Origin of the sequence: Bacillus haynesii, from assembly GCF_014042035.1 — a bacterium.
GTDB lineage: Bacteria > Bacillota > Bacilli > Bacillales > Bacillaceae > Bacillus > Bacillus haynesii.
In genome coordinates, this window is record NZ_CP059494.1 from 3130773 (window position 1) to 3143579 (window position 12807).

Consider the following 12807-nt stretch of genomic DNA (forward strand, 5'->3'; position numbering starts at 1 on the left):
GCTTCGTGTCATAATATATCCAAACAAAAGGAGAGACCGAGATGCAAAAAGTGATGATTGTAGAAGACGACCCGAAGATTGCAGATCTGTTAAAATCGCATATTGTTAAATACGGATACAACGTTCATGTAGTGAAAGACTTTGACCGTGTCATGGATGAGTTCAAAAGCAACGCGCCTGATCTTGTTCTGCTTGATATTAATCTGCCGAGCTTTGACGGCTATTACTGGTGCCGGCAAATCCGACAGGAATCGATTTGCCCTGTCTTGTTTATTTCGGCGCGGACAGGTGAAATGGATCAGGTGATGGCATTGGAAAACGGCGGAGATGACTTTATTACCAAGCCGTTTCACGCCGAGATCGTCATGGCAAAAGTACGCAGCCAGCTTCGCCGGGCTTACGGGGAGTATGCGGCAAAGGCGGAGGAACGGCTTCTCGAAAAAGAAGGACTGCGGCTGTATCCGGAAAGGCTTGAACTGACATTCGGCGGTCAAACGGCTGCTTTGACGAAAAAAGAAGCCGATATTATCGAAAGCTTAATGGAACGCCACCCGAGGATTTCCGGCCGGGAAGATTTGCTGGCCAAGCTGTGGGATGATCAGGCCTATGTGGATGAAAACACGCTTAATGTCAACATTACACGCGTCAGAAAAAAGTTTCAGGAGCTCGGTATTGAAGATGCGGTGGAAACGGTGCGGGGCGCGGGCTACCGCTTGAATGTATCCTGGGTGAAGGCGGGAGAGGAATGAAGCTTTTTTTCAAAGAACACTATCTGTTGATTGCCGTGCAGGTGCTGCAGTTTATCACGATGCTGTTGGTGTACTGGCTTGATGGATATCAGCGCATCAGGCCGGCTTTTTATGCCGTTTTTCTCGGCTTTTTCTTTCTTGGCTGCTATCTTTTCTACCATTACTATACGCGCCGGAAGTTCTACAAGCGGATGACGAGCGGGCTGGATTCATTGGATGACACCTTCAGGCAATCAAATCAGCCCCAATCCCCTCTGTCAGAAGCGCTTGAACAGCTGCTGAAAAGCCAGTACAGGCAATACCGCCAAGAATTAAAGAAGCTGGAGCTTGGACAAAAAGAGCATTTGACCTTCATGGAACAATGGGTGCACCAAATGAAGACACCGTTGTCGGTCATCGAACTGACGGCTCAAGATTTGGATGAACCGGAATCATCCAGCATCCGCGAGGAGACCGAGCGAATGAAAACGGGCCTCAATACGATTCTCTATATGGCCAGACTGCGGACGATCGAGCAGGACTTCCGGATAAAACCGGTCGCATTGGCGGATATCGTTCACGAGGTCAATCGCGAAAACAAGCGCTTTTACATTCGCAGTCAAGTTTATCCTAAGTTCAAGGAAATCAAAAAAGGTATCACCGTCGAAACAGATGAAAAGTGGCTGTTTTTCATCATTTCCCAGTTTGTCAACAATGCGGTCAAATATTCGGCAGGAAAAAGCAATACGGTTATTATTTCTGTTTGTGAAAACGATTCGGAAGCGGTATTGGAAGTGACAGATTTCGGCGCCGGTATTCCGGATACAGATCAAAAGCGGGTATTCGACCCGTTTTTCACAGGAGAAAACGGACGCCGTTTCAGAGAATCAACCGGAATGGGTCTCTACTTGGCAAAAGCGGCGGCTGACCAGCTTGGCCACCGGATCGAACTTGACTCACAAGAAGGGCAAGGCACGACAATCCGGCTGATTTTCACGGCTACGCAAAACCTTACATCGATGTAATGAAAGTGAAAGAAGAATCGATAGTTCATCAACAAGAGATTCAGGTAAACTGATCACAGATCGAAAGTTAAAGGTGAAAGGAGATCTTGTGATGCTTCAGGTCAAACAAGCCAGTAAGATTTACGAAGGAAAAATTGCGTACCGCGCGTTAACGGATATTAACCTAACGATTGATAAAGGTGAATTCGTCGGCATTATGGGGCCGTCGGGAAGCGGAAAAACGACCCTATTAAATATGATTGCAACGATCGATGAACCGACGACGGGCGAAATATTGATCAACGGCCAAAATCCGCATGTTCTCAAAAAAGAAAAATTGGCTAAATTTCGCCGCAGAGAGCTGGGATTTGTGTTTCAGGACTTTAATCTCCTGCCAACATTAACCGTTGAAGAAAACATCGTACTGCCTTTGACGCTTGACGGCGAAAAGGTCAGGGAAATGAAGCGGAAGGCAAACGATTTAGCCGAAAAGCTGGGGATTACCCAGATCATGAAAAAGCGCACATATGAAATATCAGGCGGCCAGGCCCAGCGCGCCGCGGTAGCGAGAGCGATGATTCATTCGCCGAAGCTTCTGCTTGCCGATGAGCCGACGGGCAACCTTGATTCAAAGTCATCCAAAGATGTGATGGAAATGCTTGAATCGATCAACCGCAACGAAAAAGCGACCATGATGCTTGTCACGCATGACGCTCAGGCGGCAAGCTATTGCAACCGGGTCGTCTTTATTAAGGACGGAAAGCTGTATTCGGAGATCAACCGCGGCGATAACCGCCAAGCGTTTTTCCAAAAGATTCTCGATACACTGTCCTTGTTGGGAGGGGATGCAAATGACCTTTCGTCAGTTCGCGTTTAACAACGTCATTCGCAACAAAAGGCTGTATGCCGCTTATTTTCTCAGCAGCATGTTTACGGTGATGGTTTTTTTCGCATTCGCGATCTTTGCTTTCCACCCGGTGATGACAAGTGATTCTTTGACCTCCGGCATCGGGCAGCATGCATCCTTTGGCCTGTTGGTCGCCGGCGGCATTATTTTTGTCTTCTCTTTTTTCTTTGTGCTGTACTCGATGAGTTCATTTCTTCAATCGAGAAAAAAGGAATTCGGCGTTTTAATGATTCAAGGGATGTCGATGCGCCAAATTCGCATGATGGTATTTCTTGAAAATATGCTGATTGGATTTTTTGCGACAATCGGCGGGATTGTGCTCGGGCTCGTCTTCGCCAAATTGATACTGCTCACAGCGGAAAATGTCCTGATTATTGATAACAAGCTCGATTTTTACTTCCCGTTGATGGCGATGATTGTGACGTTTATTTCTTTTAACGGTCTGTTCTTATTTATCTCTTTTCTTGTGTCGTTTGTGCTCAGGAGCGAGAAGCTGATTGTTCTGTTAAAAGGGAACAAAATCTCCAAAGGGGAGCCGAAAGCATCTGCCTTGCTTACGCTGGTTGCTGCTGTGCTGCTTGCCGGCGGCTATTACACCGCTTTGATTGTCAAAGAAGGAGGCGTTCTTGTGGCGATGGTGCCGGTGACAATTGTTGTTATTATCGGCACATATCTGCTGTTTACGCAACTGAGTGTTTATGTGATCCGCAGGCTCAAAAAACGGGAAACCCTGTTTTGGCGGAAAACGAATATGATTTTGTTTTCTGATCTGTCTTACAGGATGAAAGACAATGCGCGGACGTTTTTTATGGTGGCCATTATCTCTACTGTCGCGTTCAGCGCCATTGGGACGCTGTACGGTTTCCAAACTCTGCTGACAAACGGAATTAAAGAGATGAACCCGCATACGTTCTCATATAAACCGCCGGAAACAAACAAAGACATCGAAAAAGACGTGGATTTCATCAATGACACACTGGATGAAAGAAATATTAAAACAGACAAAGCTTCAGCTGTCCTTCAATATTTCGATGTAGACGGCAAGGACATGCTGATTGTTAAAGAATCTGACTATAACAAGTTTGCCGATCTCGTCGGGGCCGACCATATCAAGCTTGAAGACGGGAAAGCCGCAGCTGCCGAGTATGATGTCAAGATCGGCCTTCAGGGAGATGACGACCAGCCGCTCCCTTCGTCAATCCCTCTTGCAACCGGAAAACAGCTGAAGGCTAACCAAACGGTCCGTTCAAAAGCGTTATCTGAACCCAGCTATTATATTGTGACAGACGATGATTTCGCACAGCTGAAAAAACCGAAAAGCGAAAACCGGTTCTATGCATGGCAGGCAAAAGAAGCAGATGGCATGGCTTTAGTGAAAGCCGGGGAGGCTTTGCAAAAGAAACTGGATTACATGTATTTCGGGGCTGTAGATTATGAGATATATGATCTAAGCAAAGGATATGGCCCGATACTATTTATCGGACTGTTTATCGGAATCGTCTTCTTCGTTTCAGCAGGAAGCTTTCTCTATTTCCGCTTGTACACCGATTTGGACGATGATAAACAGAAATTCAAATCGATTGCCAAAATGGGCTTAACAGACCGCGAACTGCATAAAGTGCTGAACAGGCAGATCGGCATCCTGTTCTTCGCGCCCATCGCTGTTGCCCTTGTCCATGGAGCTGTAGCGCTGACCGCTCTATCGCATGCCTTTCAGTACAATCTGTTCAAGGAATCCGCAATGGTGCTCGGCGTGTTCTTCGCCATCCAGGTCATGTATTACTTCATCGTCCGCTTCTACTATACAAAACAGATAAAAGCGGCGATTTAAAAAAGATTAGACTGCGTCTAATCTTTTTTTATACTTGCAGCCGGCAAATTTGGGATAAACATACCTATGTATTTTGCCTCTTTCCTCATTTGGATGATTATGTTAATTTGATATTATTTCAAATTTGAAAGAGGAGTGATCGATTTGCAAGTAAAAGAAATATTTGTTATTCGCTGTATCTCCTGTTTAAGCGTTGTTTTGCTTCATGCGATATCGATGGTGCTCATTGTGCGGGCGGACATGCTGGGAGATGCGGTTTTTCGGGTTGTTGAATCTTTCAGAACGCTCCTGATGTTCAGTACGCCGGCGTTTATTTTTATTTCCGAATTTTTGCTCGCGCATGCTTACCCTGGCGGCGTTCCGGACGGGTTTTTAAAAAAGCGGTTTAAAACAATTTTCATCCCTTTTCTATTTATCGCTGTTTTGGATGCTTTTATGACCGCAGGTCTGATGATGCAGCAATTTCATGCATCGGTCATTATTAAAAAACTGTTGACGAATATATTCTTGGGGAATTTCATCGGTTACTTCATCCTCGTCATTTTTCAATTTTACTTGCTGCACATGTGCTTCCATTCATTTTTGCAAAAGGCGTCGCCTAAATGGGTGCTTTCGGTTTCTTTTGTGGTCACAGCGGCTTATTTGAGCTATTTCACGTTCATTCATCCTCCGGTTGTTCAGGAGGAGGCGCCGTTTCCTTTTTCGTGGGTGCCGTTTCCCGGCTGGCTCTTTTACTTTTGTTTGGCCTATTATTGCGGCAAGAATTACGAGAGCTTTTTGGCATTGCTGGAACGATACAGGCATACGGTGTATGCAGCGGCTGCTGTGACCGGATGTTTCATTGTAGCGGTTTCTTACTTCGGACAAGACATCGCGGTGACGTCAAAGCGTCCGGATATCCTGCTTTATTCGACAAGCATCATTTTCTTATGCTTTCACCTGTTTTCAAAACTGAAGTCGGTGCCGAAGCTGATCATGATGATCAGCAACTATTCTTTTTCTATTTATTTATTGCACGCTTTTATCCTGATTTTCGGATTGGTCATCTTGACCACCCTTGACAGCATCGGTACGGTTTCGGCTGTTTTGCTTTTGTTTTTCATATCTACAGGTGCTGCGGTTTTCATATCCTGGGCCGTCAATAAATTGAAGTACGGCTATATGTTTGTCGGAAAAATTTATGTGCCGAAAAAGAGGCGAATGGAGCAAAAAGTACGTCATCATGCGGGTTAACGTCATAGCTATTGATAGAGCGAAAAGCCAGAGCGGCGGATTGTGCCGCAAGGTTTTTTCGCTTTTTTATATTTGCACTTCACTTATCAAAGCGAGGGTATTTCCTTCGGTATCTTTAAAGAAGGCCATCCAGGTTTCCGTTTGCTCGATTTTCGCGGCCACATGCGGCTCTATTGGAAAAGAAACGCCTTTTGTTGCGATTTCATTATATACTGCTGGCAAATCTTCAACTTGAAAATAAATGATGGAGCTTGCATGAGCAAATTCGTCTTTTTCCGGGAGGCTGAGAAGAAGCCGCAGTCCGCCGCACTCAAAGAAAGCCACGCGATCTGTCCGAAATAAAAGGGACAGGCCCAGTACATCCTGATAAAATGCCGAAGCCCGCTCCAAGTCTTGAACTGGTACCCCGATTTGTCCAACCTTTTCAATTCCCATTATGATCTCCCCCTTTTTTGTTATTATTTTCATTTTGCGCAATTGATTCCAAAATATCTATTTTTCGCTGCATTTTTTGTTTCACGTGAAACAGGAGTGATGAGCTGAAGCGGCGGCATGCGTGTTAAATCATTGTTTTCATGAATGACTGTTGTTAACATGACTTCTGTTGGTTTAAATGGAAAACAGTAGAAAGGAGGCGAACGAAATGAGTGAAAATAAAAAAGCTGAGCAGGAAAGAAAAATTGGATATGAAGGGTTTGTGCTTCTTCTTTCACTAATCTTTATTTCCATCTTTATCACGACAGTATACGAGATACCGAGCAATCTCTTGCTGATCATTCTTTTTTTCATTGGCAGTGGCTATTATTCTATTAGGCTCGTGAGCAAAGGTCTGTTGAGAAAAAAGAGGGGACTTGGCTTTAAAGCTGCGTTTTTTGCCTTTGTTGTTTGGATGGGATTATCTTTTTTGTTTCATGACATTTCATATCCATTTACTTTAGAAGGGGCATTATTTCAAATATTGATGTTTTTTCTTTTCTACATTCCTTTCTTTTTTATCTTTCAATTTGCTTTTAAGCTTTCAAGCATACAAGAAAGAAAACAATAAAAAAAAGCTGGAAATTCCAGCTTTTTTTACTTATTCTTCTTCTCACGCTTCACCAGCATCTCCGTAATCAAATCAACCTGTTTGCTGACAGAGATCGGATCGTACGGGTAGAACGTGTCAAAGTCGTTGATAAAGACACGGTTATTCTTGACGGCGTCAAGGTTTTTCCAAATGGAAGACTGCTTCAGCTTGTTCAGTGTTTTGCTGTCGCCGTTCGGGTTATAGTCTGTCACGAACATGTAGTCGGCTGCATATTCAGGTACGACTTCCAAGGAAAGTTCTTTGATTTCACCTTTTTTGAAGATGTCTTTTTGAATCTTTTCAGGCGCTTTTAAGCCGAGTGCATTGTACACGGCTTGGCCTCCGCGGCCGCCGTTGTCATTGAACACCCAGAATTGGCCTTTTTCCGTGTTTTCATAAATACCGAAAGTAGCATTTTTGTCGACGACTTGAGCAATTTTTTTCCTCGCTGCTTTCGATTTCTGTTCGAAATCGGCAAGGAATTGTTCAGCTTCTTCTTTAGCGCCTGCAATGTCGCCGAACATCTTAACGGTTTCCTGAACATTTTTCGCCGTGTTATAAGGAATCACAACGGTCGGTGCAATTTTGGACAGTTTGTCGTAATTTTCGTCGTTCATCACGACAATTAAATCAGGCTTCAGTTTCATGACTTTTTCCACATTAATCGGGTCGCCTAAATCCGTTACATCTTTCATGCGGTCCTTTAAAAATGGATTGGAGAAAGACCACGAGCCGGAGCCGACGACATTGGCGCCGACCGTGAACAGCTCTCCGGCATAAAAGTCTGTCACGATGCGCTTTGGATGTGTTGGAATGTCCACGTTTCCACGCGTTGATTGATATGTTCTTGTCGTTTCTTCAGCCGCTTTTTCTTTGTTACCGTTTGACGAATTGCCGCTTCCGCAGGCGCTGACCACTATACACAACAGCATAACTAAACCGATTATCAATAAGTTCTTTTTCACTTGACCCTCCTGTTGATATAAAGCATATGAAATTCTCTAAGTGATAATGATTCGCATTATCAATGTAAATATAGCAGATCAATCCCTCTTTCGTCTATCACTTTTTTGCTAAGTATGATTAGTGCTGTTTTGGTTAATTTGTTACTATAAACAGAAAAAGGATTGATAAGAGATGGCAGAAACGAACCCGGTGATCAAAAAACTGCAGTTCAAGGATAATGGACAGCCCGTACTGATCATGAATCCGCCTGAGGCATACACTGGCATCATGACTGAATTTCAAGGCCATGTTCATCATCAGGCCGAAGCTGACCAATATGATTTTGTTCAGGTATTCGCAGCGACGAATGCAAAGTTGCAGGATTTAGCCAAGGAGGCTGAACGTCATCTGGCGGAAGACGGCTTGTTTTGGCTTTGCTACCCGAAAAAATCATCGAAAGTTTACAAAGGATCGGACTGCAGCCGCGAGACCGTAGCCGGGCTGCTTGCGGACCAGGGCTATGAACCGGTTCGGCAAATTGCAATAGATGAAGACTGGTCTGCGCTCAGATTTCGCAAGGCGGAAAACATTAAAACGATGAAGCGCAAATTTGCCGTAACAGAAAAAGGTAAACAGCGTACAGATCAAGAATGATCATAATATGCCTCTTTTCAGGGGGCAGAATATTCAGCTTGTAAACGAAAGTACACAAAAAAGAAATAAAATTATGTTCAATGGTTCACAAACTTTTTGTATAATGAATCTAATCTTTTAAAATACCATAGAAAAGAGGTATGCAGCATGGAGAAATGGGCATTTGTATCAGACTTTGATGGGACGATTTCCAAACAGGATTTTTACTGGATGGTCATTGATAAATATTTTCCGGAAGGCCGTGAATTGTTCAAGAAGTGGAAGTCCGGAGAATTAAAAGATATCGAATTTTTGGGAACCGTTTTTGCTTCGATTAATCAAAGCGAACAAAAAATTATTGATGACATCCATTCCATACCGATTGATGAATATGTGCCAGACTTCATTCAGCATGTCCAGAAAAACGGCGGCGACTTCTACATATTAAGCGCCGGCACGGATTATTACATTCATTATATTTTAAAGAAATACGGGATTACAGACGTTGAGGTCTATTCAAATAAAGGCTTTTTTAAAGAAGATAATGTTCATATGGAAATTGATGAGAATCATTGGCATTACTCTGAGCGCTATGGGATTGATAAATCAAAGGTCATTCAAAAGCTGAAAGAAAAGTATGAGACGATTTATTTTGCAGGCGACAGTGAACCGGATTCGCACCCGGCTAAATTTGCGGATGTTACGTTTGCAAAAGATGCGCTTCAGGATTTGCTGCGTCAGCAGGAGGTGCCATTTGTAGCCGTTGAAACATTTGAAGATATTGAACAATATCTTAAAGAAAAAGGGCGGATCGTGTAATGCCGCGCCAGGTTACCAGCATAGCCATCCCCGCGGTTTTGGACATTAGTGAAGGCGTGCTTGGCCGTCTGGATGAGATATTGAGAAAACATCAGTTTGACAAGGCGATCATGTTTTTTGACGATTTTTCCTATCAGCAGTATGAGCATTCATTAAAAACCGCCTTTCAACATGTCAAAGTTGAAGCTGTTCTGCTGCCGTCCAATCTGGACATACAGGAACTTTTGAAGCAGGCATTTTCAATTGGGAATTACGATGTCATCATCGCCATGGGCGGCGGGTATGTTGTCGATTGCGGAAAATACATCGCCTTTTCCAAGCGGACCCCGTTTATCAGCATTCCGACGTCGGCATCCAATGACGGGTTTGCGAGCAGCAATTGCTCGCTTCAGGTCGAAGGGAAAAAAACAACCGTGCCGGCAAGGGTTCCCTACGGAATCATAGCTGATTTGAGTATCATTCAAAAAGCGCCGGATTATTTTATTTTGGCGGGGATCGGCGATTTGATGTCCAATATTACGGCTCTTTATGATTGGGAGTTTGAAGAGCGGCACGGGGTCAGCGATGTAAACGCGTTTGCGTCGATGCTCAGCAAGAAAGCGGTCAACAGTTTTGTCCGTACGCCGATGCAGGATATTAAACAGTCAATCTTTTTAAAAGAGCTTGTCAGTTCTTTGACAATGGGCGGCATCGCCACGGAAATCAGCGGAAACAGCGCGCCGATTAGCGGTTCTGAGCATCTGATTTCCCATGCCTTGGACAAAATTGCGGAAAAACCGCAGATGCACGGCATTCAAGTCGGGGTAGCCACCTACATCATGGCCCATGTACAGGATCACCGGGCTGAGCGGATTGAAAAGGTATTTACGAGAACGGGCTTTTTCCAATATGTCAAAACGCTGAATCTGAACAAAGATGAGTTTCGCGAGGCGGTCAATTTGTCGTACACAGTCAAGCCCAACCGCTATACGTACTTGCATGAAGCCGGCTATCGTGAAAAAGCGCTTCGCATCCTTGATGAAGATCCGATTCTGCAGGAAATATTTTAAGCAGGCCAGCGGCCCGAAAAACGCCTTATTTGCTGTAAGGCGTTTTTTCCGTGGGCACCAGATGAAAATGACGGGGAAAAGCTGTGATACAATAAAGAAGGTATGGGTCATAAGTACGATGTTAGGGCTCGATTCTGATCAGGGAGAGTGTAAAATGTACAAACTAATCGCGATAGATATGGATGGAACATTGTTGAATGATCTTCATGAAGTAACAGAGGAAGTACAAAATGCCCTGCATGCTGCAAAAAAGCAAGGCGTCAAAATCGTTCTCTGTACGGGCCGTCCTCTCGGCGGTGTAAGCCGTTACTTGGAAGAACTGAATCTAAATGAAGACGGCGATTATGTCATCGCCTATAATGGAGCGCTCGTTCAAAATACGCATACTCAGGAAGTCGTGTCAGAGCTGACACTGGGCTATGATGATGTGAAATCGTTATATGAGCTCAGCCAAAAGCTTGATACTCCGATGCACTTTTTTGATTCTGCTTATTTGTATACGCCAAACCGGGAAATCAGCCCGTATACCGTTTACGAATCATACGTCACCAAAGTGCCGCTCCGGTTCCGGACGATTGAAGAAATCCCGAAAGACCTTCTGGCGCCAAAGGCGATGTATATCGATGAGCCGGAAAAGCTCGACCGGACGATCGCCGCAATACCGGAAGACATCAAGGAACGTTATACAATGGTGAAAAGTTCGCCGTTCTTTTATGAAATTCTTCACCCTGCGGCAAGTAAAGGAAATGCCGTTCAGCAGCTTGCCGACATATTAGGCATCGCCCAAGAAGAAGTAATTTGTATTGGAGACAACGGAAATGACATGTCCATGATCGAATGGGCGGGATGCGGAGTTGCCATGGGGAATGCGATCCCTGAGGTAAAAGCTTCGGCCGATTATGAAACGCTTACGAATAATGAAAACGGCGTTGCCCACGCCATTCATGAGCTTGTATTGTCCAAATAAAAAAGCCGGCCTTTCTAAGGGCCGGCTTTTACTTATTTAACGAGCCATGCTTCAATCTGCCAAATATGAGTTACCCAGTCTTCATAAAAAGACGGTTCATGGGAAACGAGCAAAATCGTTCCCTTATAGTCGCAGAGCGCTTGCTTTAACGCACGCTTTGCCAATGCGTCAAGGTGGTTTGTCGGCTCATCAAGAACAAGCAGATTGCTGTTTGAAAGCATCAGCTCCGCCAGCCGGACCTTTGCCTGTTCACCGCCGCTCAGCGTAGAAAGGGGCTGGCTGATATGCTTTGGTGTCAAACCGGATATCGCGAGTGTCTGCCTGATGTCTTTTTCCGATAGATCAGGAAAGGACGCCCGCAATTTTTCAAGCGGTGTATCATGAGAAGCCGGACTTTCCTGCCTGAAATAGGCCGCCTGTAAATGCTGTCCCGCTGTGACGGTGCCGCTTAGAGGCTTGAGATCACCGAGCAGCGTTTTAATGAGCGTCGATTTTCCGGCGCCGTTTTCTCCGATAATGGCGATTTTATCGCCCCGTTTTACGGTCAGAGAAAGAGGCTTAAATAATGAAACTGTGTAGCCGGCTTCAAGATTTTCCGTTTTGAGTACAATCATCGCCGGATTTCGCCCCGTTTTAAATGCAAAGCTTGGGACATAAGAATCTGTCGGTTTTTCGATTCGTTTGATTTTGCTTAATGCTTTCTCCCTGCTTTTGGCCTGCTTCGCCTTTCGAACCCTGTTCCGGTCGATAAACGCCTCTAACTTTTTGATTTCCCTGTTCTGTTTGGCGTATGCGGCTTCAGCTTGTGCCTTGTTTTGCGCATATTCCTTCAGAAAATATTGATAGTTGCCAGGGTACCGTTTGATCGTTTGATGCTCCAGATGGAATGTAACCGTCGTGATTTCATTTAAGAAGCCTTCGTCATGAGAGATGACGAGAAATGCGTGCTCATAGTTTTTCAAGTAGCCAGTCAGCCACTCAATGTGTGCGGCATCCAAATAGTTGGTTGGCTCATCCAACAGCAGCACATCAGGTTCTTCAAGCAGCAGCTTGGCCAGCAGCAGCTTTGTACGCTGCCCCCCGCTTAAAGCCGTGACATCCTGGTCAAGCCCGATTTCCGCCAAGCCGAGGCCTTGGGCGGCATCCTCAATTTTCGTCCCGATTTGGTAAAATCCCGAAGCTTCCAGTTCGGCTTGGAGCTCTCCGTATCTTTTCAGGACGGCCTCCAGATTGTCTCCGGCATCGGCCATTTTTTCGGCAAGCCCATTCATTTGCCTTTCGATTTCAAACAGCCGGCCATACGCTTTCTCCATGTACTGAAGGATGGTGGTGCCTTCCGTCAGCTTGGCATGCTGTTCAAGAAAGCCGGTCCGAATGTTTGGCTGCCATTCAATGTTTCCTTGATCGGGCAGAAGGCTGCCCGTCAAGATGCGCAGCAATGTCGACTTTCCGGCTCCGTTTGCACCGACGAGACCGGCATGTTCGCCTTTCAGCAGGCGGAACCCGGCATCTTGAAAGATCATCCGGTCTCCATATATATGGGTCAGATTCGTGACATGAACAATACTCATGGTGATTCTCTCCTTCAGGCTTATTTTTGAAAAAACAAGCCATCTAAAGAGAAC

Annotated in this window: 13 protein-coding genes; 10 read left to right on the plus strand and 3 right to left on the minus strand. The window is 45.0% G+C overall.

Annotated features, from left to right (window positions below; genetic code table 11):
• The first annotated feature begins 41 nt into the window (after nucleotides 1-41).
• The 5 genes from H2R00_RS15530 to H2R00_RS15550 all read left to right on the plus strand — a co-directional run bounded on the left by H2R00_RS15530 (nucleotide 42) and on the right by H2R00_RS15550 (nucleotide 5703).
• Nucleotides 42-749 (plus strand): response regulator transcription factor, encoded by a 708-nt coding sequence (locus tag H2R00_RS15530; RefSeq protein ID WP_182069675.1) that lies wholly within the window; start codon nucleotides 42-44, stop codon nucleotides 747-749.
• A complete protein-coding gene (locus H2R00_RS15535; protein WP_182069677.1) occupies nucleotides 746-1753 on the plus strand; it encodes a sensor histidine kinase in 1008 nt (335 codons plus the stop codon). The genes H2R00_RS15530 and H2R00_RS15535 overlap by 4 nt, the downstream gene beginning before the upstream one ends.
• Before the next feature lie 91 nt (nucleotides 1754-1844).
• The gene (locus tag H2R00_RS15540) at nucleotides 1845-2609 is read left to right on the plus strand and encodes an ABC transporter ATP-binding protein (protein ID WP_154999272.1); all 765 of its coding nucleotides are present in this window, start codon (nucleotides 1845-1847) and stop codon (nucleotides 2607-2609) included.
• Nucleotides 2584-4470, plus strand: coding sequence for an FtsX-like permease family protein (locus H2R00_RS15545; RefSeq protein WP_182069679.1), 1887 nt, complete (start codon nucleotides 2584-2586; stop codon nucleotides 4468-4470). The genes H2R00_RS15540 and H2R00_RS15545 overlap by 26 nt, the downstream gene beginning before the upstream one ends.
• Nucleotides 4471-4614: 144 nt before the next feature.
• Nucleotides 4615-5703, plus strand: coding sequence for an acyltransferase family protein (locus tag H2R00_RS15550; RefSeq protein ID WP_154999274.1), 1089 nt, complete (start codon nucleotides 4615-4617; stop codon nucleotides 5701-5703).
• Between the two features lie 66 nt (nucleotides 5704-5769).
• Here the strand turns inward: H2R00_RS15550 and H2R00_RS15555 are convergent, their stop codons facing one another.
• Nucleotides 5770-6138, minus strand: coding sequence for a VOC family protein (locus H2R00_RS15555; RefSeq protein ID WP_154999275.1), 369 nt, complete (start codon nucleotides 6136-6138; stop codon nucleotides 5770-5772).
• A 208-nt stretch (nucleotides 6139-6346) separates the two neighbouring features.
• On the opposite strand from H2R00_RS15555, the gene H2R00_RS15560 reads away from it, so the two are divergent.
• Nucleotides 6347-6748 (plus strand): hypothetical protein, encoded by a 402-nt coding sequence (locus tag H2R00_RS15560; protein WP_182069681.1) that lies wholly within the window; start codon nucleotides 6347-6349, stop codon nucleotides 6746-6748.
• A 26-nt stretch (nucleotides 6749-6774) separates the two neighbouring features.
• On the opposite strand, the gene H2R00_RS15565 is transcribed toward H2R00_RS15560, so the two are convergent.
• Entirely contained in the window at nucleotides 6775-7734 is a 960-nt protein-coding gene (locus H2R00_RS15565) for an iron-hydroxamate ABC transporter substrate-binding protein (protein WP_182069682.1), read from the minus strand.
• Nucleotides 7735-7906: 172 nt separating this feature from the next.
• Here H2R00_RS15565 and H2R00_RS15570 point away from each other — a divergent pair, with 172 nt between their 5' ends.
• From H2R00_RS15570 to yidA, 4 genes are all read left to right on the plus strand, one after another.
• A complete protein-coding gene (locus tag H2R00_RS15570) occupies nucleotides 7907-8368 on the plus strand; it encodes a DUF3052 domain-containing protein (protein ID WP_182069683.1) in 462 nt (153 codons plus the stop codon).
• A gap of 147 nt (nucleotides 8369-8515) precedes the next feature.
• A complete protein-coding gene (locus H2R00_RS15575; protein ID WP_154999279.1) occupies nucleotides 8516-9166 on the plus strand; it encodes an MtnX-like HAD-IB family phosphatase in 651 nt (216 codons plus the stop codon).
• On the plus strand, nucleotides 9166-10215 hold the full coding sequence (locus tag H2R00_RS15580; RefSeq protein WP_182069684.1) for an iron-containing alcohol dehydrogenase family protein: 1050 nt from the start codon (nucleotides 9166-9168) through the stop codon (nucleotides 10213-10215). Before H2R00_RS15575 ends, H2R00_RS15580 begins: the two co-directional genes overlap by 1 nt.
• 154 nt (nucleotides 10216-10369) lie before the next feature.
• Entirely contained in the window at nucleotides 10370-11182 is an 813-nt protein-coding gene (gene yidA, locus H2R00_RS15585) for a sugar-phosphatase (RefSeq protein ID WP_154999281.1), read from the plus strand.
• Nucleotides 11183-11214: 32 nt separating this feature from the next.
• On the opposite strand, the gene H2R00_RS15590 is transcribed toward yidA, so the two are convergent.
• A complete protein-coding gene (locus H2R00_RS15590; RefSeq protein ID WP_182069685.1) occupies nucleotides 11215-12753 on the minus strand; it encodes an ABC-F family ATP-binding cassette domain-containing protein in 1539 nt (512 codons plus the stop codon).
• Nucleotides 12754-12807 lie beyond the last annotated feature (54 nt).

Excerpts from the sequence above, each read along its gene's own strand:
- H2R00_RS15530 (WP_182069675.1), top strand. The coding sequence starts at position 42 with ATGCAAAAAGTGATGATTGTAGAAGACGACCCGAAGATTGCAGATCTG.
- H2R00_RS15535 (WP_182069677.1), top strand. The coding sequence starts at position 746 with ATGAAGCTTTTTTTCAAAGAACACTATCTGTTGATTGCCGTGCAGGTG.
- H2R00_RS15540 (WP_154999272.1), top strand. The coding sequence starts at position 1,845 with ATGCTTCAGGTCAAACAAGCCAGTAAGATTTACGAAGGAAAAATTGCG.
- H2R00_RS15545 (WP_182069679.1), top strand. The coding sequence starts at position 2,584 with ATGACCTTTCGTCAGTTCGCGTTTAACAACGTCATTCGCAACAAAAGG.
- H2R00_RS15555 (WP_154999275.1), bottom strand. The coding sequence starts at position 6,138 with ATGGGAATTGAAAAGGTTGGACAAATCGGGGTACCAGTTCAAGACTTG.
- H2R00_RS15560 (WP_182069681.1), top strand. The coding sequence starts at position 6,347 with ATGAGTGAAAATAAAAAAGCTGAGCAGGAAAGAAAAATTGGATATGAA.
- H2R00_RS15570 (WP_182069683.1), top strand. The coding sequence starts at position 7,907 with ATGGCAGAAACGAACCCGGTGATCAAAAAACTGCAGTTCAAGGATAAT.
- H2R00_RS15575 (WP_154999279.1), top strand. The coding sequence starts at position 8,516 with ATGGAGAAATGGGCATTTGTATCAGACTTTGATGGGACGATTTCCAAA.
- H2R00_RS15580 (WP_182069684.1), top strand. The coding sequence starts at position 9,166 with ATGCCGCGCCAGGTTACCAGCATAGCCATCCCCGCGGTTTTGGACATT.
- yidA (WP_154999281.1), top strand. The coding sequence starts at position 10,370 with ATGTACAAACTAATCGCGATAGATATGGATGGAACATTGTTGAATGAT.
- H2R00_RS15590 (WP_182069685.1), bottom strand. The coding sequence starts at position 12,753 with ATGAGTATTGTTCATGTCACGAATCTGACCCATATATATGGAGACCGG.